Source organism: Nonomuraea sp. NPDC049750, from assembly GCF_040659625.1.
In the GTDB taxonomy this organism is placed as follows: Bacteria; Actinomycetota; Actinomycetes; order Streptosporangiales; family Streptosporangiaceae; genus Nonomuraea.
In genome coordinates this window covers 1-24912 of sequence record NZ_JBFANB010000050.1, presented here as the reverse complement: position 1 = coordinate 24912, position 24912 = coordinate 1, and the positions used below count along the sequence as shown (strand labels likewise).

Sequence of the window (24912 nt, the reverse complement as noted above, 5' to 3'; positions counted from 1 at the left end):
GGCGCGGGCAGCCTGCCTCCTGTTCGTCTTGATGTGATCAAGGCCGCGACGATCGCTCACCTCGCCACTTGTCGGCCGTTGTCAAGAGATCACGTCGGCGAGGAACGGGCTAGGTTGGCCAGACCAGGTAATCGACAGGGCTTCGCGGGCGCGGGTTACCGAGACGAAGAGCAGTGATCGCTCGCGCTGAATACCTCGCTGATGATCGAGGTGGTCAACCGTCTCGGGAGTGACCGCGACACCGAGCGGCACACATCCCGCGTCGACGATGGCGACGGCGCGGAACTCCAGGCCCTTAGCTCTGTGCATCGTCATCACCTGCACACCCGACTCCGGCTTCGGGGTCGTACCGGACTTCACCAGGGACGCCGCGATACCCGTCCCCTTTAGCACCTCTACTGCATCGGAGGCGGCGGCGGTGGTCCGTGCAAAGACTGCGATCTCATCGAGCGCTATCCCTGACTTGTTCCAGGCGTGGACTCGTGCGGAAAGGGCGGACAACTCCGCAGCAGATGACGGGAATCCCGTCATCTCTGGCTTGCCCCCGCGCAACACCGAACGGTAGCCCTTCAACGTGGACGAGCCGCCGTCGAGGTCGTCTGGAACCTCTTCTCCTATCATCTTCAACGCGTCCCGCAGGATTTGCCGAGTGGTCCGATAATTAAGAGTTAGGCAGCTTGACCTGCCACGTATATCGACTCCGAGCTTTCCGAGGGTCACCCGGTTGTCGTAGATTCGTTGGAAAGCGTCGCCGACGATGAACATGTCATCTGGACCGGCAGGGACCAGCGCGCGCAGCAGGGTCCAATGGGCGGCATGCAGGTCTTGCGCCTCGTCAACGACGACGTGCCGGTATGGCCGTTCTGCGTCGCTCCATGTCGCCGCGATGTCGCTGGCCCGGGCCGCCGCCTGCTTGAAGCCCATGGCCTTGTCCCGGTCGAGCCGCCGCTCGAACTCCTGGATCAATTTCCACACCTGGTCGCGCTCGGCTCGGTTGATCCGCCGACCGCGCCCGGCACGACGCGCCGCAAAATACTCATCTCGGGTGCGAACGTTCTGCGCGAGGATGACCTGTTCCCACTCCCCGACAAGGAAGAGCTTGTCGAATGGGTTTCCGGGAGTCGCGGAGGCGACGACGTCGTCCCAGCGGGAGGCGATCCCCGCGTCGCCGAGAACCTCGACCCTGGACCACTCTGACTCCGCATCTCCGCGTAGCACCTCGCGTACGACTTTGTCGATGTTGAGCACTTCGACTTTGGCCGTCAATTCGGGGCCACCGAGATCGTCGAGGAGCCGTCCAAGCAGCTCGGACAGCGCGTTCGTGTAAGTGGTCAGAAGGATCTTCTTGCCGGAGCCTGGGAGGTACCGATCTGCCAGGGCTTTGACACGATGCAGCGCGACGACGGTCTTGCCGGTGCCGGGTCCTCCAGAGACCCGCGCCGGCCCGTTGTACGGCTTTGCCCGGTAGGCAAGTTTGCGCTGCTCGGGGTGGAGATATACGCGCCACTCGGACATCGGCTTGAGCAGCATCCGCTCCAACTCTTCGGAGTCGTCGGTGACCACCGCGAAGGTTTCCCGGGTCGCCGGTCGTTTGGCGACTGCATCGAGATCATTCGGATCGACCTCATCCTCGGCCACGGACTCTGCGACGATCTCGCTCCATACGTCGTCGACGCTCTTGCCATCGGCGAGTGCGAGAATCACCTGGCCAGCGAGCTTGGGGATGATCTCTGCAATGCCAAGCAGTGCGTCTTCGCTGCGAATTTCCCGCAGCACGGGCACCAGGGATGCGCCGACAGCGAGGTGGGCGAAGTCCGAGTCCGATACCGTGTCGAAGAATCCGACACTCACGACCTCGCTGTCGCCGGTCCGCACCAGGATCTCCCGGATCTCTCCCAAGTTGTAGAAGTCGAGACCGCCGGTGACCTTGTTGACATCCCAGACGATCTGCGCCGCATAGTCGTAGGCGTGGTCGTGCGACTTGATGGTCGCGAGGTAGAAAGTGTCGCTGGTCGGCCGGAGCAGGACGGCCCGGAAGTTGTCGTTAACTCTGGCCGTCCATACCCTCTTGTCCTTAGCTCCATGGGGTTGCTTCAGGTTCAGGCCGGTACTGTCCGGGTCCTTGCGGAGCTTCAGCATGAAGTCGATGACTCGACGCTGAATCGTCGCGTCCAGGTGCTGATATGCCTTCTCGAAACTGTCCGCGAACAGGACGTTGGCCTTAGCCACCGATGCACCTCAACTCTTCCAGTAGCGATGTCATCTCCGGAGCGCCGCCCGGCTCCGCATGGTGGAGCCGCCAACCAGCGAGCCCATACGCGGCGTCGCGCTCCGGATCGATATCCACCACAATTGCGACACGTGCATCGGGCCAAGCCAGCTCGGCGAGCATGGCATCGTCGCCGAGCTCGTAGCCCACATCGGGCAGCGGCGCCCTCGCCTCAGCGAGGGAACGCAGCACACCTTCGACCACGGACGCAGAGAGATCGATCGCTTGAGCCCATTCCTTTGGCAGCGCCGGTTCGATATCTGGCTGCACTGCGGCGGCCAGCAGCGGCACCCGGTGCGGGTCCACCATCCCGACCTGGGAAAGCGCGGTCTGCTCGAAGTGACGGCGCGGCCCGGAAAGGAACTGCAGGAGGTTGGACCAGGCGAGCCACTCGGCCCAGCGGGCCCGGTGCCCCTGCTCCCCGATCGACTCCATCCTGTCGTCGAGACAGGTGAACACGGACCAGGCCAACGGATCCCGCTTCCCACCAGCGGCAGGCCGGTCATCCCGGAAGCCAACGACGCGACAACCCGAAGGGGTGAGCGCCGTGAATCCGCTGGCTTCGGCAGCCTCAACAGGAGCAGGCATCCGAGTCTGTCCCGAGATCAGTCCTGCCAGGACTCTGGCCACGGCCTGCCGGTCAATTGGACCAGCTTTTCCCGTTGAGCCCAACCCGTGGAGCAGGGCGACAGCACGGCGTGCCCAAGCCTTTGGATCGGGGTTCTCCATGAAGGCCAGCAGCGCCTCCACCGGATTCAGCATGGCCAGGTCCAGATGCCCAGCTTCAGGGTCGTTCTTTAAGGTCTGCTTGAAGTACTGATCACGTGCCGTGGCCAGAGCTTTGGCGGAGAGCAGTTGAGAGGAGACCTCCGGTGCCTTCGTGCCATCTTCTACCGCTTTCGCCCAGGTCTTGACGTCCTCCCAAGTGAGCTGCCAGACCCAGGTTCCCGCGTCGCGGAGGGCCGAGCGTTTGGCCGCATCGATCGCAATCTCGTTGTTCACCCTGCTCGCGTGGTAGGCGTATCCGTCGAGGAAAACCGCGATCTTCTGTCCGCCCTCCAAAGTGAACAGGTAGTCGGGTTCGCTTCGTACCGCAACATTGTGGATCGGATGGTTCTCCATCCGCCAACGCACCGCCTCGCCCCTCGGCGGCTTGAGCTTCAGCTCAAACTCGACCCCCCGCGAACCTGCCCGGGGGATGAGAGAGAACCGGTCACGTTCCCCCTCATTCTCCTGTGCTTTATCCGCCTTCGTGCGCAGTGTCTCGACGAAAAGTCGTTCCAGCTCGCTGTCGGCCAGCGCATCGAGCGAAATGTCTGCGAGGGTGTCAACGTCCACGACATCCCAGTGCTCGATGATATCGGCGAGCAGCTCAGCGGCAGTGTCTTTGGAGGCCAGCTCGTACTCACCCGAGCGGACGAACGGCAACAGGCAGCGATGGCACGGCTGCCTGTCCTCCTTGCTGCAAGGGCAGCTCCGGATATGCGCCAAAGAAAGGTTCAGCACTCGCTCCATCACGGTTCTCTCCGCGAGATGCTCCAGGTAACCAGTGCCACCGGGCATCGTGTCGTGGAGCACCAGGAACCGTCGGGGAACGTCCTTGTCGGTCCCGGGCATGCTAGCCATCACCACATCGATATGGTCCGGCTCGCCACCGAAATGCTTGGTGATGCCGAGCCTGAGCGCCGCCTTGAACGAGACGAGCCGCTTCTCCACCAGCGTGGTAGAGAAGGGCAGCAGCAGCCGCAACGCCTGCGTGCGCAGTTCGTGCCCAGTTACCAGCCGAACCGTGCTCTCCTTAGTCACCCCCTTGTCCCGCTGAGAGCACCAGCGCAGATGCCGGGTCCCGACCCGCTGAGCATCGCGGTCATAGGCTTGCGGATGGACGCCTTGCACTGAACCGCAGTTGGGGCAGGTGTCGAATCCCGGCATTTTGACGGTCGCGCCGGCGACCTCAAAGTCGGTGCCTGGCACACTTTCCGGGCCGAAGTTCACCTTCCGGATCGTTGCTTCCCTGGCGAACTCGACGCCGAAAAACCTGCCCGCCTTCCACGCGCGGAGCCCCTGCGGCTGTGTCGGGTCGATGTCGACTAGGGTGAGCGTCTCATAGCGACGCCGCTCGCGTTCGTCCCGGTCGTCGCCGACGCGTGCGTCCTCGCGTCGCTCCCTGGCTCGGGTCCGCTCCGGCATCAGGACTTTGAGTCCGGATGCCGCCGCGTCCGCGATACCGCCGTCGCCACATCGCGGGCATCGCTCCAATACGGATTCCGCCGCGTCAGGGAGTGTAAATCCGCAGCCACGGCAAAAGCGCCAGACCGTGTAGGCCGCGCTCTGTTCTGTCCCGATGTCCAGCCCATCGACGATGTACTTCGACCCGGCGGCGTGGAAAGTGTTCCCGGGGGCGAGTTCGGTGAGTGCAAGCCCAGCACCACGGCCGTATTCGAACTTCTCCTCCTTGAACTCCCCGTCCGTGTCCTTCCACCACAGAGCGGCGTCGAGCCACATCACCTCGTCATGCAAGGTGTAGTTGGGCAGTAGCCCAAGCCGGACCAACGCGTTGAGCGTGTTCTCCTTGACCAATGTGTCCAGGCGTCGCCGCACGGCACGCAGCTCGGCGAAGAGCGCCCGCCGGTCTTCACGCTTGTCACCATCCGCAGTGTCGAGCGGGATGGCATCGAACGCCTTGTTGATCGACGCGAGACGCTCCTGCAGTTCCTCCCTTTGCTGTCGCCAAGTCTGTACGGCCTTACCAACTGCGGTCTCGATCCCGCCAGCCGCAAACTTTCGCAGGGATTCCCGTGCCGGACCGTCTTCCTTACTCTTCTTCGGGAATCTCCTATGGTAATCTGCGTCCATCTCCGGGAAGAGCGCGACGAATGCGGCAAACAGCTCGTTGTGTCGGGAGATGGAGACCTCCAGCAAGCGGCGCAGCCATCCGCCGGGGTCCTCTCGCCAGCCATTCTGGAACAGCTCTCCGATCCAGCGGGGCCTCGGCCGCGATGGCATCGCAGTGCCCTTCCAGAGCGCCCCGTCTGCTGCGCGGTCGAACAAGTAGGCCAGGTAATGTCGGTGCAGGATCTCCACCGCGTCGAGATAACAAGCTGGTGGGACGATTCGCCCGGCCAGCATCGCGGTAGGCCGCTGCAGGTAATACTGGTTCCGGGCGCCGCCGGGCACAAACGCAGCCACCATCGCATTGCCTGTCTCGCGTCCGGCGCGGCCGATCCGCTGCGCGTACTGCGCTGGTCCTGGCGGCACCGAGGTGAGTAGCACCGCAGAGAGGTCGCCGATGTCGATGCCGAGCTCAAGCGTCGGGGTACAGGTGAGCACATTCGGATCGAACGGGTGACTGCGGTTCTTGAAAGCCGTCTCGACCCGCTCGCGGTCTTTCCGGGACAGTGCGCCGGTGTGCTCGGCGGTGAGAACATCGCCCGGTCGGTCGCGGTGATAGAGCCGCCGGTAGAAGTCGTCCCGTGCCTTCGGACGTGGGTCAGCCTCGAACCGGCCTTCACAACGGAAACGCAGACAGGGCATGTTCACCCAGGCGCCAAGGAGACCAGGGGGAACTGTCTGCCGCCAGGTGCACACTGAGCAGCGCACCCCGCATATCTCCACCCACTCGTCGGCCGCGTTGCCAACCAGCGAGTGCACCAGGACATGTCTGGGAGCGAGTGCGTACACACTCGCTCCCCCATCCGAGCGATGCTCTTCGACGATCTTTTGTTGAGCGAGAACCTTCAGCGCTCTCTGGTTCAACCGGGCTGCCTCGTCGGCATCCCTCCCCGTGACCGTCTGCTGCGCCCAGCCCGTCAGCCAAGTGTCGGTTCGAGCCTTCGCCAGCGTGTCGAAGTTCGTCGTTCCGTATGTGCCGTCGATGAGGAAGACGGGGGCTGCGAGCCCACGGGGGAAGGCGGGCATTCCGGTCTTCCGACCGCCCCAGACCGGCCAGCGTCGCGCGCCGGCCTGCTGGATGTACACGTCCAACCACGGATGGTGTAACGCACCGCGGATCCGCATCCTCTCCAGGAGACCCCGGGCGTAGGTGAGATACGCCTCGTCGTCCGCCAGGAGCGAGACCTTCCCGGAGGAGAGCCGACCATGCGCCTCCTTCAGCATCGCGGCGAGCTCTTCCGGCTCCGGGATGCGGATCTCGACCGCAGCGGTCCTGGTCAGCTCCAGCGTCCGTCCAAGCCGGGAGCGGAGACCGAACTCCAACTGCGTCGCGAAGATCAACCGATCCTGAAGCATGCCCATCGCGGCCTCCGACGGCTCACCGTCAAGCAGCCGCAGCATCTCCGGGAGCTGTCGCAGGTCTGGTGGGATCAGCGAGGCGAGCCGCTCTCTGCCGGTGGCATTCGCCGTCTCCTTGACCGCGGCTTCCGCCGCGTTCAGCGCCAGGTCGTGTACAGCTACCGCGCCCGATTCGGGGAGATTAGAGGTCAGCAGTCCGCGGAAGGTGAAGCCGAACGAGCGATGCGCGATGAACCCGGCCCGGTGGGTGGCGTCCTGGACCGAGTCAGTAAAAGCCAGCAACTTCCGCTCGTCCTGCTGCAATTGCCGCTGGGAGAAAAGCTGCGTCGTGGTCACCGAGGCGAGCGTCGCAGTCCCCGCGCCAAGGAACCGCATGCCATCGTCGAGACCGCAGGACGGGCAGGTGTCGTCATCGACCTGCTTGATCTGACCGTCATGGGTGATGACCGGGACAGTCCGCGCGCCGGGATTGCGGAGCAACCTACGGCCCTCGGCGTCGAGGTGGAGTGCCTGCGGCTCGTCATCGGAAGCCCGTAGCATCCAGCGAACCCTGCCGTCCCGACGCCCGGACGTCCGGTAGATCTCCAACGGCCGCGTCTTGAGCTCCTGCCAGTCCATGTCCTTGGAGAGCGCGGCCCAGCCGGACTGGCCGCAGTGACGGCAGTAGACCGCGGGCAAGTGGCAGCGGAGCGAAGCCGGCGGTGGCCCTTGAGTGTCGGCGTCGGTGTCCTCTGCCGCTGCGTCGTGCTCCCTGGCCCGGTATACGGCCAGGTTCAGCCGGTTCGGCCTGCTGTCTCCGGTCGGGCCATCGTCATCGAACCAGCGGAAGTGCGGTTCATAAGTGGCCGCGCGGATCACTCGCCGGACCTCCCGGACCCAGAGCTGCGCCTCGACCCTGAGCAGCGGGGAGCCGTCGGGTTTGCGGGCCTTCGAGACCAGCGCGAGGAGGCGCATCAACGCCGGGCCGAAGGATGGCTTCGGCACGCCGTTGCGCTGGGCCGCCCAAGCGGGGCCACCGCCGTGCACCGCGAACGGCTTCGCGATCTGCTCGATCGTAAGCGGGGCGTCGGACGCTGATTCCAGCAGTGCCTTTACCAGGATGTGCGAGCGGAGCAGCTTCCCAAGCTCTACTGGGTCACGCGTGTCGATCCCGACGGTGAGCATCGCGGCCTCGTCAAGGTCAGCCTTCCTGCCGAGCGGATCGGCAACCGCCGCCAGCTCCTCAGGCGTGGGAAACGGCAACCCAAAGTCGATCTCACCACAGAACTCGGCCGAGGTCAGTCGGTCCTCGCCGATCAACGAATCCGGGCCGAACGCCACACCGAAGACGTTTTTGGCGAACTTCAGCAGCTTATCCCGGTCCGGTTCGGCGGCCTGCTCGGCTAGTCCGACGTCTATCGCGTGATCGCTGGCGAGCGTTGCCGAGGTGGCGACTGGCGTGATCGGGCCGAGCGGGCGACCCGGTTCACTGAGCCGGGTCGCTGCGCCGAGACGGCGCAGCAGCATCGCGACGTCGGTGCCCTGCGCGCCGTCGTAGGTGTGGAACTCGTCCAGCACGACATACCGTAGGCCGCCGCCCTGCCAGAGCGACACGTCCGGGACGCGCTGCAGCAACAAGTCCAGCATTTTGTAATTGGTGAGCAGGATATCCGGGGGGTTCGCCCGGATATCGTCCCGGTCCCGGGCGACCCGGTTGATCCGCTCGTCATCGATCAGGCTGGACGAGCCGTAGTCCCGCGAGTAGGAGCCGGGACTCTCGTCGTCGCCTTGGCTGTCTTGGTTGTCTTCCCGATCCATCCTCCCCTGACGGTGCCCAGCTCCCTCCCTCTGCTTATCCGCAGGGATGCCACCGATGTAGATCCCGGCGGTCACATCCTTGAGGCCTTCGTAGGCATTCAGCAGGTCGTTCAGGCGACGAGCTTGGTCGTCGGCGAGCGCGTTCATTGGGTAAAGCAGCAGCGCCTTGACGCCTTTCTGGCCTGACTGCTTCATGCGCTGGCAATGGTCGAGGATCGGGATCAGGAACGACTCGGTCTTGCCCGAACCAGTACCGGTTGTCACAATCGTTGGCATGGGTTCCTGGCCCTTTGAGGAGAGCCGCAGCCAGGCCCGCTCCTGGTGCCGGAACGGCGTGAACGCATCCGGATGCCAGCCGAGCGCCCGCTTGTACGCGCCGGTCGCGGGCTTGAACCCCGGCCGGACCCGTAGGTACGGCCCACGGAACACGCCCGTCTTTTCATCGTTGAGAAACTCTTTAAGTTCTCCTTGGACGTCGTCGTCAGCGAGTGCAAAAGCCGTAGTGAGGTATTGAACCAGGCTGCCCTTGAGGTCCTCGACTGCCAGCGAAGGAATCATGGCTCAACCACCTCGGGATATTCGCCCGCGTCCAGTCGCCGTCGGAACTCTACATGCGCCCGCGTCATCTCCGACTCGCGATCGGGCTTGACCCACTCGTCTGGGACGACCGGCTCGTCCATGCTGTCGAGCTGGAAAGCCTTCCATTTCTTAGCAATTTCTCCCTCGTCCGCTGTCTGTCTAGCACCCGAAGGAGATATCTCTGCCGCAATCGCGTGGCCATCTTCACCAAACAGCATCCCTTTCTCGTAGCGCCTCATAAGGCCGAATTGAGTCCGATACATCGCACATAGATCATCTATCTCAAGGCCGATCATAAGTGCGACAAGAACATCTATTTCTAGACATGCTTGACGCCGAAGAAAGTCTATTCTGAGCGGCGTATCAGGTGTCCAAGCAGGACCAATGTTGCCCAGAGCCGCACTCGAGCTGTTCACTTGCGTCCATGAATCATTTTCCCAAATTGGGTTAAATAGTTCTTCCCAAAGCTCGGCATAGTCTTTCGTCAGGCAACTGAGCCGCAACAATCTGAGCTTCAGAGGAAGAGCCAGCCTAAGATCCGCCGGGAGCGGCAGTCGAGCAATATCCGCTTTTGTTATATGCTCGCTGCCGGAAATCCGAAGGGCAAAGTCGTACGGCATTGAGGAGAGAAGCCCGGCGAGTAGAACTGTATTTTCATTAGTCGATGCTGCAAGGGACCGGCACATGTGCACGTGACTCGCATGAGGCGGGATTAGGGCTGGAGTGAGGGTCCGTTCCATGTTTACATCAACGAATTCTCGGATCAAGACACGCCAACTACACCACATATCCGGTCGATCTTCTGGCCCATGGCTTTGGCGGGCGGCAGCCCGATTTAGTACCTCGAAATTAGTCCGAGGCACGAAGGACGGCGTAATGACGCTCAGGTCAATCCGGGCATAGTCGCGATGATTCTTGCCGAGTGGTCCGGGCTCCTTGGCAAACGGAGTCGCAATCCCAATAAACGGTGACTGAAATACTGCCTTCGCCAGACTCTGCGGGCGATGAGTGCGCTTCTGAATGTAGTTCCGATTTTTTGCCGACGTTTCAGTGAACCCACTGCTTGCCGATAGCCCGAGATCGCCACATCGTCCCGCATGGCGCGTGAATTGTTCAATCACCTGCGCATCAAAAGTTGAAACAGGACGCAAAAGTCCCGGAAATAGCCCAGGCTGAACAATTCCTTGAAATCGCGCCCAATTGGACAGCCGCTGTTCATCGACTACGATGCGGCGACTCCTGTGAGGCCTCCGATCCCAGTCTCCATTGACGAGTTTTACGCCGGGGATTTCCATGCCCTCAGCGTCGGAGAAGGACCCTTCCAAGGTCTCGACCAGATGGATGCCGGACACATGAATGAAGCCGATACTTCTGGAATCCCCATACACATTAACAGAGTACTCTTCAGTATTTCCAAGATCCTCGAATAGATAGTCTTGATTTACGAAGCCGAAATGCCTGCGGAGTCGCCGATAACAGGTATTCCTAAAGGTCGATGTCGATATGCCTTCAACGTGGCCGTCCTGGTGAATCAGGCCGATGATTCCAGACGGCCGTCGGTGCCAATAAGTGAGCTCAATAAAAGACAAATAGAGGTTAGCCTGATCTCCTCCAAGGCTCGGCCAGAGGCTCTTATCATTCAAGAAGCCCCGGACGGCTTCGTTGTTTCCCAGGTCAGCCAGAAATTCTCTGCAAATATTTTCATTCCCCAAAAGACTCGTGCGCAAATGTGCGAATTCGGGCGAACTCTTGGAGAGTTCCAGAGATGCCCGCGGTTCGTACTCCGCAAGGAACAGGGGTTCACTCCATTCAGGGCGGCGCCAGGGTGGATTGCCGACCTGGAGGTCGAAGCCGCCATTGCCGAAGACCTGGGCAAACTCTAGCTCCCAGTGGAAGAAGCCCTCGTTCCTTGCGATCTCGGTCAGGACCGACCACCAGGCGAAGCGCTCGTCGATCGCCACCCGGCTCATTGGGAGACATCGTGCGATGAACCGGTCGTTCGCGTCGTCCTCGGCCCTAGCCTCGAAACCAGCGCCAGGCTCGAACAGGCCGTAGCGGTCGTCGAAGTGCGGATTACCGCGTTTTTTCTCCTTAGTAGTTACCGCCTTCGCCCTCTCCGGTTCGATGCCCAGGACGGCCTCGCAGAAGTCGATCCACTCGCTCAGGGTCGGAGGCTCGATATCTGTACCCTGGCCTATCGGCCAGAACCAGAGAGAGCACCAGGCGTCCATGACCGTTTTGAGTCGGTTGTAGGGTGACTTCTCGTCCTCGTACAGCTCGTTGACGATCTTCTCCTGGGAAGTCGGGATCGCCGGGGGTTCTGGCAGTGGGTGGGTCGGATCGACTCCCCAGACCTCGATGTGGCGGCGTATCTCGGTCTCGGAGGCCGCGATGCGTTTGCGGGTCAGCTCCCAGAGCCGCTCGACGCGTTGGCCCAGAGCGGTGAGCCGCTTCTGAGTAGCCTTGTCGGTGATGGACTTGCGGATCTGCGTCCGCCAGGCCATCAGTTTCGTCCGTTCCTCTTTGGCTAGCTCTGTGGCCTGCGGGGCGTTGACGACTGCGCCCCAGCCCTGGGCGGGAAGCAGGAAGTGGTGGATTTCGTTCTCGTCGAGCTGGTCGATTACCCGGTTCTCGCCGTCGCAGAGGAGCGGCCGGTCGGTGGGCGGAGCGGTACGCCATGCACCGAGTTTGAGCTGGTCGGCGTGGTATACGGCGCGGCGGGCGCCGATCAGGGAGTTCCCACGGCGTAGATGTAGGCCGAACCAGGGTGCCTGGAGGCCCTCATGCATGACGTTGAGCCAGACTGAAACTTCGGCTAGCTCGACGGCGGTGGCGTTGAGGTCCACGCCGTAGCAGTTGTGCAGGGCGATGAAGGCCTTGACCTTTTGGGTCTCTTTCTCTAGCTGCTCCGGCAGGAGCTTGACGTCCCGCTCATGCTGGGCCAGCTCCATATATCTGTCGGCGAGCTGGTTGATCGCCTCGTTGAGGAACGCGCCGGAGCCCAGGGCAGGCTCGCAGACGGTGATATCGAGGATGTCTCGTGACGTCGTCGTCTCGGTGAGCAGCTCAGCGAGGGCGTGCTTGACCGTACATGCGGTGAGGACTTCGGGCGTGTAGTAAGAGGCGGAACGCTGCCGTTCCCGTCCGGAGAGCCGATAGACGAATGAGCCCTTCTCATGGATGATCGGCTTCTGCTCGCCGGTGATCGGGTCAGTCCGCCGGACAAGATACTTCGCGTAATCACCGGATCGGGTAACCGGGACAATCCAGGTGCCCTTCGACGGGTCAGGCTTCTCCTTCTCTGCGCCGTCCGCGCCGCGACCCGTGCTCTTGACCGTTTGAGCAACCTCGTGCACGTCCTCCGGAGCGAAGAAGCCAGTGTAGGACATCAGGCCCTCGTAGACCGCGCCGAGCTGATTGATGCCGAGCTGGGCGTAGGAGATGAACCCGCGCTGCGCCTGCTTCCGGCCGCGGCCCCGGCCTTGCTCTGGGCTGATCATTAGCAGGTTGAGCACCTGCCAGAGACACTTGTTCCGCAGTCGTGTATCCACGATCTTCGGCCCGACTCTGACCTGCTCGCCGATCAGCGGAGTTCGGTCAGGGCGGAACAGGGTGGACTTCAGCGCCTCGAATCGGATGTTCTCGCTGCCGAGAGCGATCTCGTTTTCCTCCTCGTCGAGGACAGACCGCGTAGCAGCGGACGGCCGATACCCCTGATCGACCAGTGTGAACAGCAGTCCGAGTGAGTTGTGGAAATACAGTCCCTGCTCAGCCTCCTCGGGCAGGTCATAGCTGACCGTCTCACCGAGCCGGGCCAGGCCGTACCCCTCTTTGTAGGCCTCGTGCTTACTCGGCAGAATACCGAGCTCCGGCCGTGCCTCGGCGTACAGGAGGAAGAGGATCCGGTAGAGATAGCGCAGAGACTGCTCGGTGAGCCTCCGCGCCAGGTCGTCGCCGAGGTCCTCGTGATCGGCACCCTGCTCATGGACCCGGTCGAGGATCTCCTGCGCAACTAGCTCAACGGACTGGCGCAGTGCTTCGCGCAGCTCCTTGGAGACGCTGACCGCGTGCTTATGGCCCTTGTCTACCAGGTCCGCGAGTGCTGCCTGACCCTCGTGGTTAATCAGTGATTCGGCCCCAAACAGTGCAGCGATCGTCTCCAGCTCGCCGCCGGGCTTATCGTCGCGGGCATGCAGCGCCTGACTCAGGTCGACCGCGATGAAACCCTTCGGCCAGGCTTTGGCGTCCGCAAGCAGCACGACGTTGCCAGCTAGCAGCAGCACATAGCGGGGGGCCTCCTCGCAGCCGAAGAGGAACTCGATCGCCTTGCCCGCATTGTCAATGATCTGCTTGCCGTCAAGCTTGATTGGTCGAGCCAGGAGAGGACCGGCCTCGTCGGCGATCCCGTCAGGGCCGGCTGCCCAGGTGGCGTCCAGCGCGACGAGCTCCAGCCCGCCCGATCCGGTCACCGCGAGTGCGACTGGAACCTGCCGGTGCTGGTCGAGGAAAACAACGTCGAGGTCGGCGCGGCGCAGCCAGGTCCCCTCTTCATCGCCCAGGCCGGTGTAACCGAGAGCGCGGAGCACCTCGTCGTTCAACTCGCGAACCCGGCCCGTGATTTGCGGATCGGTCAGCTCCTCCCATGACGGGTTCTCACCGAGCTGCTCAACGATCCGGTCCCGCCGGGCGAAGAACCGCTGGCCGAGCGCCTTGAGACCCTGCGCCGAGCTGAACGGCCCGGTCCCACCTGTGTTGAGGCCCGTCTTCTCGGCCTGACGCCAGCGCTTGCGCAGCCCTTCGAGGTCGTTCTTCATCAGCGCGGCCAGGTAATGCGAGGAAATGTACTCACCCTGGTTGGTGATCGAGTTGAACGCCATGGTGGTCGTCACGCCCCCTTCTGTGCAGGGACGAGCACTGCGACCAGGCGGAGCATCGGCTCCCCGTCGGTGCTCAGCTCCTTAAGCAGCCTGCCGATGTCTGTGGCCGTCTTGTGAACGCGCTTCTGCGCGGTGGTGCGAACGTTGGTCAGGGTGAGCTGTTCGAAACGGGTCTCCTGCTGCCTCTGCCACAAGATGAGCCGTCGCTCATATTCCTCTAACGGAGCCATCAGCCGATCGTCCTCGACTATCCGACGTTTGCTCATCTCGACGCGGGCCGCCTCAATCACCTCGGGGATCATCGGCTGAAGCACGGCAAGATCCCCGCCCGGGCGCTGGTGCATCTCCTTGTTGACGTGCGCCTCGTGAAGCACCTGGACGAACTCTCGTGGATCGAGTTCCGGGCCGGTGGGCAGGATTCGGAACGCCAGCCAAGCCATAATGGTTGGCTTGCCCTGCCGGTTGGAGTAGCGGCCGTTCAGCAGGAATACCGGTTCGGTGACGTCGGCGGTGATAACCGGCGCGGTCAGACGGCGAGTGGTGGTGTTTTCGGTCGCACTGCGGGCCAGAACCTTGTCGACCAGCCACTCGGTAACCGGGTGTTGGTCTGTGAGATAAGAGATGTCGGGCCAGCCGGATTCCTGGGAGCGTTGCTCCCTGGTGACCCGTTCCTTGACCAGCGGCTTCTTGCCGGCCTGGTCTTCGCAAGTATGGCCCTTGACGCTGATGGTCTTCCGTTTAGTCTTCTCCCCGCTGTACTTCCGGGCCAGTTCCAGGCGCTTTTGCGCGACCTCTGGAGAAAAGGTCAGCGTCAGCTCCTTGAGGACGTCTCGCTCGTCCAGGTAGGACTGCGGCAGCACTCTGAGCCGACGCTGCAGGTCCGCCAAACGGCAGCTCTCCCGGTTCAGCTCGAAGGTAAAAGTGTCGGGGTAGTCAGACGGATCTCGCCAGGTCAGACCGATACGCGCAGCCGGATTGCCGTACGCCTCCTCGAAGGCTTCCTTGATGAACTCCTTGGTCGATCCAAACAAGCGAGGCTGACGCAGCACGTCGTTGTGGTCGGTCTTGGCCTCGTCCTCGCTGTTCCCCTCGTCGTCGCCGAACCCTCTGCCGGTCATGAAGAGATCGTCATCGTCAGGCTCGTCGGGGATGACCTCATCGAGGTCTCTGCCGTCAAGGTAGGCCTGCTCGATGCGGTCCGTCTCCAGCTGTTCGTCTCGAAGCCCCATCAGCGCTCCGGCCTCGCCGAGTGTGCGGTGGGCCGAGTCTTCCTTCTTCGCAAGCGCTCTTGACACGGTCTCGTCTGCGTCATGGTCCTTGTCCGCCGAGCGGTGGATCAGCACCCGGATCTGGGGGGGGACCCGCTGCCCATATCGGTCGATTCGGCCGTTGCGCTGCTCGATCGTGATCAGCGACCAGGGGATGTCGTAATGGATGAGGTCGTGGCACTGGCGGTGCAGGTTCACCCCCTCAGCGGCGATGTCGCTGGTCAGCAGGATCCGCACATCGCTGCTCTCAATGGAGAAATCCTTCACGATGCTCTGCTGAGCTGTGTCCGACTGGCCGCCGTGAAGGATTCTGATTGGACCGGTGATCCCCTTCTCTCCGATCTTCTCCGCAGTGGGCTTCTTGAAGCCCAGCCGGGCAGGCAGCTCTTCGTAAAGCCAGTTGATGGTCGCCTGCCGCTCGGAGAAGACCACCACCCGAGATGGCGACTTCGGCTCGACAACGATCTTCTTCAGCTCGCACACCAGCGCGCCGAGCTTCGCCGAGTCCTCCGTCCGTACCTGCTCGGCTAATTCCTGGAGCCGCCTGAGGGCTGTCAGCTCAGGGGCGTGTTCTGCGGCTGTCTGAGGCTTCTTCTCAATTTCCTTGTTGACCTTCTTGACACGCTCCCTGACAGTCGAGAGAAGCGCTTCATGGGAGGAGAGGAACGCCTTGAGTAGCGTCATCGGGAATAGACTGCTGCCCTGTCCGATAATGGGAACGGATCGCCCCTCTCCAGGTTTGATCCAGGTCGCGTACAGCTCGTTGAGGACCTTCTCCTCCACGGCGGTAGCCATACAATCCACGAAGATCGGGTGAGCCCGCTCAGCCCACTCTGCACCGATCTGCGCAGCGACATCAGGGCTCGTCTTGTGCCGCCGGACGTAGAGATGCTGGAGTTCCTCCCGGGTGGCGGGTCGCTTCGTGTCTACGATCGCTGTCGGATCGATCAGGCTGATCAGCTCGTTGAAGGACTCGTCGTTGCCGTTGTGCGGGGTTGCTGAGGCGAGGACGAATGCGTGTGTGGTCGGCGCGAGGACCCGAGCGAGCTGGTTGTTCAGCGCTGTCTTGCTGATCAGCTTGTGCGACTCGTCCATGACAACCGCATCCCACTCGACGCTGCGGAGCTGCTCGCGATAGCGAGCGCTCTTGAGGGTGTCGATCGAGGCGATGACCCGCTTGTAGTAGTCGAAGGGATTCCTCCCAGCTGGAAGACGCTGCTGCATTCGGGCGATTCCAGTTGAGTCCAACGCGACCAGGGGGATCGCGAACCGAGTCCACAGTTCATGCTGGAACTGCTCCAGGATGTGCCGGGGGGTAACCACCAAGATCCGGTCGCCCCGACCTCTGCGGATCAGTTCTGAGAGCAGCAGGCCGATCTCCAGGGTCTTGCCTAACCCAACCGCGTCGGCGATCAGCAGCCTAGGGCGGAGGTTTGCGAATGCCAGTCGTGACGGCTCACGCTGATAGACCAGGTCATCCACGAGATGAGTGTTGACGGTGGCGAGCCGCTGCTCTCCCTGCGGGAGGGGGGTCTTGCGAAGCAAAGCCTCGATGAACAGTCGGGATCGACGGAACCCTGGACTGGGATCGGTGACGAGCTCGGTGTCCTCGGGGAGCAAAGGCTCGACCCGGTCGAGGCCCTCGGCGTTGAAGAACACCGCGGTCTGGTCACGAACAAGCGGGGACGTGCCGATCACGGTCAGTCGAGTGACCCGCTTCTCCATCTCCGAGCCCCCAACTTGCTCTCCCTCGATCTCTTTGATCTCCGTGACCAACCACTCCTCACCACGGATGAGAACGGTCATCCCCGCGGCGAACCGCTGTTCACCCTTCGACTCACCGCTGTCCATCGACTCACCCAATCCATGACGTGCACGTTCTCGGAAAACGAGGACCTACTGCCGATCTATACCGCCTCGCAGGTCTCACCTGCCGTAACTGCCCCGTCTGTGCTCCGCAGCCTCGTGCCATCTGGCCAGCCAAACGTCGCCGAACTCAGGCTTCGGGGGTCTTCCCGGCGGCGGTTCAACCCCAGGAGACTTGCCGGCTCCGGGGGAACTACCGGAACTGTCTGTTCCTGAGCTTGGGCTCCCCGTCATGACCAGTGCCCGGTCCGGCATGGGCACTGGTTGCAAGGTCCATTGGTCGATGTAATCCCGGATCTCCGACAGTAGAGGCAGGCCCGATTCGCTAGTGAGCGGCACGGCGTAATCTGCCAGCTTGTCGAACGCCTCGCGGAACACGGTCATAGCCGTTGGCCGCTCCTTCGGCTCGCTGGACAGGAGTTTCTTCACCCATGAGCGCATCCCGTCAGGGAGTCCATCAAGGTTCGGCTCACAGCCGCGAATGCGCTGACTCTCGTCGATGCCATGAAAGGGAGTCTGGCCGATCATCGCGTATACGACCACGGAGCCGAGCGAGAACACATCGGATTCCTCTGTGGCCTTCCGTGGATCAAGGATGTGCTCGTTGGCCGTGAACTGACGCGATCCAAAGAAGGACGCGTCCATAGTGATACCGGGTTCCTCGGTGAACTTCGAGATCCCGAAATCAATGATCTTCAGGCCAGTCTGGTCCACCAGGATGTTCTGCGGCTTGAGGTCACGATGCAGTATGCCCTTCGCGTGGATCTCCGTCAGCGCCTCACCGAGTCCAGCCGCCAGCCACCACCCGCAGAGTTCGTCGAAATAGCCAAAACCTCCGCCGATCAGACGGTCCAAGGACGGGGCATGCAGGTACCTGGTCGCGAGCCAGGCCGGGTCGCCACTGCCGTCCGCATCAAGCAGCGCCGCAGTGTGCACGCCTGCCATCTTTCTTATGGCCTCGATCTCACGGAGAAAACGCTGCCTCCAGATGGAAGACTTCGCATAGTCCGGTTTGAAGATCTTCACCGCTGCAGGATCCCCGATGTCGCGTCGGGAGCCGAGGTAGACCACGCCGAAGCCACCCTGCCCGAGGCGGTGAGTTAGGCGAAACCCCCCACACTCGTCCGGATCCCCGGCCTGTAAAGGCTGCCAAGGCTCCATCGGCGCACCCTCCGTCATCCGCAGCCGCCTGCCCGTCGCCCCGGGTGCGGACACATCACGCCTCATCGGGTGATCAACATCATATGGGACCGAAGATACCTCGCGGGCAGCATTCGGTGAACCCTATTCCCTGGTTCACGCGTACCCCAAGAGAACTCTCTCCACACCATCGAAATCGGACATTGAGGACCGTAATTGCACCCGGCTCTCTAGGATGCCGAGATCTAGGATCAAGAACGGTGCAGCAATCACATATAGTGTTTTTTGGCCCAATATTGCACGACGCGCCCAATGTTTGTAAGCGTCGATTGAGACGACAGGTCTCCGTGATCAGCGCCAGTGCCTAGAAGGCTCGCGCGAGCGATCTGCGTCGACGACACTGCCGATAGAGGTCGGCACGACCTCGGCCGTGCGTGATGGCGACTCCGCGATGGACGCACCGAGACAGTCCGCTATCTCAGCCAGTGCCCGCGCCGCCGCCTCTGGGCTCACGCCACCATAGACTGCCTGGTCGCTCCATGACGCCTGCTCACCCAGTTGCCCAGAGCGCTCGCATTGACCCCGAACTCGTGTGCCGCCGATGCGACCGTCCACTCGCCCGCCAGCACCATGCCGATGGCTTCCTTGAACTCCGGCGAGAACTGCCTATGGCGCCTCGTCACGCACCTACCTCTTCCAGACTTCTGTCAGCTTATGTAGCTGACTGTCCGGAATCTGATCGGCACCTTAGTCAGTCGTTGCCGTATTCGGGCTCGCCGTAGCCTACATAGCGATCCTCGAGCAACTCCTGCTCGGTACGCAGGTACTGTTGCTGAATCCCGGCTGCGTGGATCTCGGCAGTACCTTCCAACCTTAAAGTGCAGACCGGACAGGACAATCCCGTCGCCACGTAGACGACGTCGCGATAGATGCAGTCGTCCTCGATGCGCTCATTCGTGCTGCGCACGGACCTTAGCTCCAATGGGATGTCCTCGGCGCAGGCAGGGCATCGCACCTGCTCCACAGCCTCATCGATGAGGTTGAGTCCAGCCCGTCCCCGAAAGATGGTGCCGATACGAGCCCGCCGGACAATAAGCTCCTCGTTGGACAGGCTGTTCCGGATCATGGCAGCTGCTTTGATCCGCTGCGTCACCTCGTGGATCAGCCGCTTGTCCGCAGCGTCGACCAAGGCTCGTCCATGGTCAAGCAGGGCGTCGCCGAGTATGTCCGCCGGCTCCAACTCGAGGTGATCGCACACAACCTCGACTACTCGCGTGAAGTGCGGCAACCACAGTTCAACCCCTTGCTCGTATGGCGACGAGCTGCTGTGTGCCTCCGCGTTCCGCAAGCCCGCCAGATAGGTGACATCCGCCGCACGCTCCTTCGTGAATGCAGGAACGATCACTCCCAGCCGTTCCACGACGGTCTTGAGCGCAATAGATGTCGGATGGCCGTTGGGTTTCGGATATCCGGCCGCAGCCATGATCGACTCGCCGTTCATGTCAGCGAGTAGCGTCGGGTGGACCTTCGCGAGTGGCGCGCGTAGCAGGAACTCTAGTCCGAGGAGGAGCCAATGAGCGAGGACGCCGTTCTCTGCAGTGCGATGGTCAGCAGCCCTGGCGAAGTACAGCTGCGCCTTGGCAATGAACCCGTCGTACTCCCACATCATTCGCTCCACACATAGGTTCGCTCCAGGACGCGGCCCGCTAGAACGGCGGGACGCCGATGCAGCAGGCGCGCATTGTCGAGGACCACGACACGCCCTTCTCGCCATTCGATGATCGCCGTGGGAGCTCGGGCGTCCACCTCATCCAGGCTCAGCCCGATCTGCGGGGCACAGACGCGTGGATCCCACCGCACCCGCCACCGCCCCTCCTCGGGCACCGCCGCAGGCAAATGGCGCGCCCGTCCTGTACTGTCGACAGCCCGCAGGACGGTGCGGCGCAGCCCGGCCAGCAGGGACGGGTCCGGATCGAGGAGCTCCGTATGCGTGGTCTGGGGAATCGATAAGGCTCGAAGCACGATCCAACGGGGCGGCCGCGACGAGATGGCCCCGTCGGTGTGCCACGGAAACGCCTCCAGCCCGTACGTCCCGGACAGACTCCAGGAGTCGTCTCGCTCCCGCGAGACGATCGCCTGCGGGTTCCCCCATCTCCCCGCAATCTCCGGTACGGCTTCGCCGTCCATGACCGCGAAGCCGCATGCAGCAAGCTCGTCCTTCACCCCCGCTTCCCGGGAGGAGTGCGCCGAACCTTCGCCGGAGTGGGGATCACCGGGCCGGTGGGAAGGATCCCGATCGCCTGGCGCGCGAGTTCGGTCCACGCGGGCTCGTTCACCCCGTCCTTATCGTCCGTGCGGAGGAGGATGTCACCGAGTCCGCCTCTCTCTGCGAGGGGCAGCACGTCACCCTGTCTGTACCAGCGTTTGCGCTCTTCCCACCACCTGTGATCGACTTTCTTGCCGAACATCTCCAGGTGCTCCCAGTGGATCAGCTGTCCATCCGACCCGACGATCGTGAAGTCGGGGCGCTTGGTCTCCCCGTCGATGGTGAGCGGCTGGTCGTAACCCCATCGATTGGGAGCGATCCGATCCAGGAGGTCTGCGATGATGACCTCGCTGTGACTTCGGACGAGCACTCCCCGTGCCGTGATGTGCACTCTCTTTGCGTCGAGGATGCCGGCAGATGCACCATCTGGAAAGAACAGTTCGCGTGGCGCAGGCGGCGTGAAGAGGTCGGTCAGCCTCCGGGCGGTTTCCGAGCTCGTGGAGACGGTCAGCTCGCGCAGGTCGTCGATCGAGCATTCGTGCAGCAGGATCACCTTGTCCTGCTGGCGCGTCAACGCGGTGTAGATCATCTCCCGAGAGAGCTTGCGCACTGTCCCCGGGAGCACCACTATGACCTTCTGGAACTCCGATCCCTGCGACTTGTGGATCGTGATCGCCCAGGCCAGCTCCAGCGGTGGGTCCTCCTCCGCCGCACCCTTATAGGTGTAGACCGTTCCCGCCTGCGACGAGAACTCGACCTGCGTTCGCCGGGGATTGCTTCCCTTCTTGCCCACCTGCCCCACCACGACGCCGATCTCGCCGTTAGCCACGTAGCCCAGTCCGGTGTCTTCGGGGTACGGCTTACGCCGGCTGTTGGTGTTGTTGAGCACCTTGTCCCCGAGCACGACCTGCTCCGCCCCGAGGGGTTTGGGAACCCATCGTTCCCGAACCGGGCGCAAGGCATCCTTGAGGGCTTTGTCGCGGAAGGCCTGCTTCAGATGCCGGTTGATCTCAGCGGTTCCCCAACCGTGCACCCGCGTCGGTGTGAGGATCTGCCAGTTTTCACAGGATGCCGCAGCGCCCTTGCGAAAGTTGACCCATGGCCCATTGAGTTCGCCTCCATAGGAGATCTCGAAGCTCTTGGAATCAGCAATGCTCTGCTCCTCCGCCAGTGTGCGGTCAAGGACATCCAGAGCGCGCGACGCGGTCCACGGGACCGCCGCCAGGGTTTCCAGCGGTGTCCCGGCACGCAGACGCTCCCAGACCTCGTCGAAACCGGGAGGAATGGGATCGCCGGAGAACCATGCGGCGAGCATGAGGTCGTCCCGGACCTGCCCACGCTGGCGGCGCAGCTCGGTGAGTTCGGTATATCCAGGTGCCACGCGGGGGAAGCTGACGCTGCCCGGAGGCGGCGCCAGACGGTGGATCAAATCGGCGAAGGGCCGTCCGGCGCCGATGGGCGGAAGCTGGCGAGGATCCCCGACTAGGATCAACCGGTCAGGAATGGGAAGCGCGTCCAGCAGGGCCGCCATTTGCTCCTCCGTGAGCATGGATGCCTCATCGACGACAACAGTCCCGTACAGCTGGGCCTTGGGTTTGTCCGGCGCCAGGACATAGGAACGGGTGTCATCGCGATAGCGTCCATGCCTGGTCAGAAACTGGGCGATGGTCTGCGCGGGGTGTCGGGCCTTGGTCTGCAACTGCACGCGAGCCTTGCCGGTCGGAGCCAGCAGCAGCACGCCTCGGGAACGGATCTTCTCATGCGCTGCCAACGCCCTGATCAGGGTGGTCTTCCCAGTTCCCGCCCGCCCGTTCAGCACGCTCAACGGGGCTGAGAAGAGCTCAGCAAGCGCGGCCTTCTTCTCCGAGCGTCCTCTCTCCTCGGCTTCGGGGTCGGTTTCCGATTCGTACTCGGCCAGCACGCGGTCGAGCGCATCTGCGAGATCCTTTGGAACTGGCTGTCGGGGCCGAGCGAACTGACCGTCCACCACGCTGCGGATGACGTGCGCGACAAGCTCCAGCCGGGCGAGCTTATAGGCGGGACTACCATCAGCCAGCCGGGTACCCACCAGGGGCGGCCAAAAGGGCGATTCGATCGAGAAGGTCAACTTGTCAGGGTGGAGGTCGTGTGCGTTGAGCTTCTCCTCCGTGATCCCGCATGCTTCCGTCAGTGGCCTGTCCGCGATTCGCTGAATCGCGACGGACATCGGCATCACGGTGTCACCCTCTTGTGCCGCCGCTTCCAGCGTTTCCACCAGCAGCGCCTGCAGCCGTCGGGAATCGTCGGGGTCGGTGACGGCGGTCGGCTCGGCCATGGGGAACCGTGCCCGGATGTCCGCGTGCGGGAAGCATCCGCGGTCAACGGTGCCGAACGGCACCGGCGCGGCAGTCCCCACCGTGCAGATGTGAGCTAGATAGGGGTCGGCCAGAAGGTCCTCGTGCTCCAGATTGATCCCCTGGTTGCGGAACAGGATGGTTGCCTGATCGCTGGTGAGCTGGAGCCGGGAGAGCAGCCGCAGTACCCGCAGCTTATCGGCCGTGAACCCGGGCCAGATCTTACGATGCGTGTCAGTGATCAGCCGGGAGACGGCCCGCGAGTACCGCTGCGGATGGGAAACCGCATCCGTCAGGACCTCCCATGGATCGGCGCCATCCGGAGTGACCCGGGCGATCTCCCTGGCCAGGACCTTGCTGTGGCGGAATTGGAGCGCTCCGAGGACGGCGCCGAGGCCGGGAGCCGGGCCCCGCATGGTCCAGAGCTCGCCGATGCATTCGCTCACCCACTCCATTGAGGTTTGCGGCACATCGATGCCAGCCTCCCGACACTGCTCGGCCGAGCGGAAGAGCCGCTCCAGCGCGTCGATGGCGCTGTCATGCGAGACGTGTTCTGCCGCGTAGCGGAACTCGCGGCCACCGTTTTCCGGCGCCCAGGCCAGCAGGTCCTGCACGTCCTCACCCCGTGCGTGTCGTTCAGCCAGTTCGGTGACCGGCAGCAGGATGCCTCCGGCGCCGTCTGGGCGTAGCGTGTGCGATACGGCCGTCTCCCACATGTAGTTCGGAAATGGGGTGGGGCCATCAGTCTGCCAGGGTCGTGGCAGCTGGAGATTAGTGATCCGGGCCGCGCCCACCAGTAGGTGCCCCTCGGTCTTGAGGTCGTCGAACGGTGAGTGTTTGGCGTAGAAGAAGATCAGGGATTCCTTCGGCTCGACATCGTCGAAGAACCGACTGATCAATGCCTTCTGGTTGTCGCCGTGGATCACCCAGTTGGGGGCGAATCCCAACTCGCGATCGACCAGCGCTTCTCGCTCCTCGTCAAAGTCCGCGACATCGTATTCGCGACTTACCTCTGCAATGCTCTCGCGGAGCAGCCAGTAGTAAGGGATCGCCTGCGCGCCGAAGGCAGGGACGACGATGGTGGTCGGCCGCAAGTTGCGCAATGCTGGATTGTGCCGGTACGGATGCTGCAGCACGACCGGGTACGGCCGGGAACTCAGGAAGGTCCCGCGCTCGCCCACGCAGGCGATCCGGCGGGCGTCCAGCTCGTCCAGTGACTTGCCAGCGTGCTCGACTTCATACTGATCGTCGCGTTTCTTGCCTATGTTAGGCAACAGGATGCATGAGGCGTTGTCGAGCGGTTTACGGCAGACCGTGCCGCTCCAGCCGGAATCATGCCAGGGGACGCGGACCGACACATGCATGGGGGGCCTCTCGGTTACCAGGGATGGGGATGATCTTAACCTGGGCATGTCTTACTTGCGACAGATCTCTAAGAAAGGCGAGGCCAGCGTCCCACCGGCCGGCAGAGATAGAGGGTCGCCACGAGCTTGGCTATGGACACTCCGCTGCTAATTAAAACCGCTATAGACCCAGCATCCTCCTCTCTAATCGTCTCGCATCACAGCTAGGTGGCTCGCTGGACCGATCCACCCAGATTCTCCAATCGCTCAGATTGAAGATGGCAGGCTTATATACGGACTGACGAAAAATATGGCTGTCAACGCGACCGAAAACGGTTACCGACCTTAACCTGAATCGCCCCGTACTGGAGCATCATGTTCGGCCACGGACCCTTTTCGTCCGCGTGATGCCCGTGCGAGGCTCTGGTTTTGAAAGATGGCGATGGCTTTGCACAGGTCACCGACCTTGCTTGTGCGCTTCCCCTCATACCGTGGAGACCGAACCTGAGGTGAGGTTGGGTCGTGGGAGTGACCAGGCGCCGGTTTGACCCGGAGTTCCGAGCCGGTGCGGTGCGCATCGTCAAGGAGACCGGCAAGCCCGTCTCGCATGTCGCGCGGGACCTTGGTATCAACGAGTACACACTGCACAACTGGATGCAGATGGATCGGCATGCCAGCGGCCAGGTCGGTGGCAACGGCGGTGGGAGCGGGAAGCTGACGGAGTCCGAGCAGGAGGAACTGGCCCGGCTGCGGCGGGAGAAGGCTGAGCTCGCCCGGCAGCACGCCAAGGAGAAGGCGGCCTGGGAGAAGGAACGCGCCGAGCTGGAAGACGAGCGTGATGACGCCCCTATGCTTGTCAAGCTCCAGTGGGCGAGGTTTTCGCAGGTGAGAGTGCATCAGTGATGATGGGGAAGACTTCGCGG

At 62.7% G+C, this 24912-nt stretch carries 10 protein-coding genes; 1 reads left to right on the top strand and 9 read right to left on the bottom strand.

Annotated features, from left to right (window positions below; all coding sequences use genetic code 11):
- Positions 1-81: 81 nt before the first annotated feature.
- From AB0J16_RS56200 to AB0J16_RS56160, 9 genes are all read right to left on the bottom strand, one after another.
- On the bottom strand, positions 82-2229 hold the full coding sequence (locus tag AB0J16_RS56200) for a UvrD-helicase domain-containing protein (protein ID WP_358556537.1): 2148 nt from the start codon (positions 2227-2229) through the stop codon (positions 82-84).
- Positions 2222-8875: a DEAD/DEAH box helicase gene (locus tag AB0J16_RS56195; RefSeq protein WP_358556534.1), complete on the bottom strand. Its 6654-nt coding sequence runs from the start codon at positions 8873-8875 to the stop codon at positions 2222-2224. The genes AB0J16_RS56200 and AB0J16_RS56195 overlap by 8 nt, the downstream gene beginning before the upstream one ends.
- Positions 8872-13785: a DNA methyltransferase gene (locus AB0J16_RS56190; protein ID WP_358556531.1), complete on the bottom strand. Its 4914-nt coding sequence runs from the start codon at positions 13783-13785 to the stop codon at positions 8872-8874. Before AB0J16_RS56190 ends, AB0J16_RS56195 begins: the two co-directional genes overlap by 4 nt.
- A complete protein-coding gene (locus AB0J16_RS56185) occupies positions 13782-16892 on the bottom strand; it encodes a helicase-related protein (RefSeq protein WP_358556528.1) in 3111 nt (1036 codons plus the stop codon). Before AB0J16_RS56185 ends, AB0J16_RS56190 begins: the two co-directional genes overlap by 4 nt.
- A gap of 75 nt (positions 16893-16967) precedes the next feature.
- A complete protein-coding gene (locus AB0J16_RS56180) occupies positions 16968-18068 on the bottom strand; it encodes a serine/threonine-protein kinase (protein ID WP_358556525.1) in 1101 nt (366 codons plus the stop codon).
- A 488-nt stretch (positions 18069-18556) separates the two neighbouring features.
- Positions 18557-18730, bottom strand: coding sequence for a transposase (locus AB0J16_RS56175; protein ID WP_358556522.1), 174 nt, complete (start codon positions 18728-18730; stop codon positions 18557-18559).
- Positions 18731-18798: 68 nt separating this feature from the next.
- A complete protein-coding gene (locus AB0J16_RS56170) occupies positions 18799-19725 on the bottom strand; it encodes a hypothetical protein (RefSeq protein ID WP_358556519.1) in 927 nt (308 codons plus the stop codon).
- Positions 19713-20270 carry a hypothetical protein gene (locus tag AB0J16_RS56165; RefSeq protein ID WP_358556516.1) on the bottom strand — a complete coding sequence of 186 codons (558 nt, stop codon included), beginning with the start codon at positions 20268-20270 and terminating at the stop codon, positions 19713-19715. Before AB0J16_RS56165 ends, AB0J16_RS56170 begins: the two co-directional genes overlap by 13 nt.
- Positions 20267-24010: an AAA family ATPase gene (locus tag AB0J16_RS56160; RefSeq protein ID WP_358556513.1), complete on the bottom strand. Its 3744-nt coding sequence runs from the start codon at positions 24008-24010 to the stop codon at positions 20267-20269. The genes AB0J16_RS56165 and AB0J16_RS56160 overlap by 4 nt, the downstream gene beginning before the upstream one ends.
- 501 nt (positions 24011-24511) lie before the next feature.
- Here AB0J16_RS56160 and AB0J16_RS56155 point away from each other — a divergent pair.
- The gene (locus AB0J16_RS56155; RefSeq protein ID WP_358556510.1) at positions 24512-24892 is read left to right on the top strand and encodes a transposase; all 381 of its coding nucleotides are present in this window, start codon (positions 24512-24514) and stop codon (positions 24890-24892) included.
- The last annotated feature ends 20 nt before the right edge of the window (positions 24893-24912 follow it).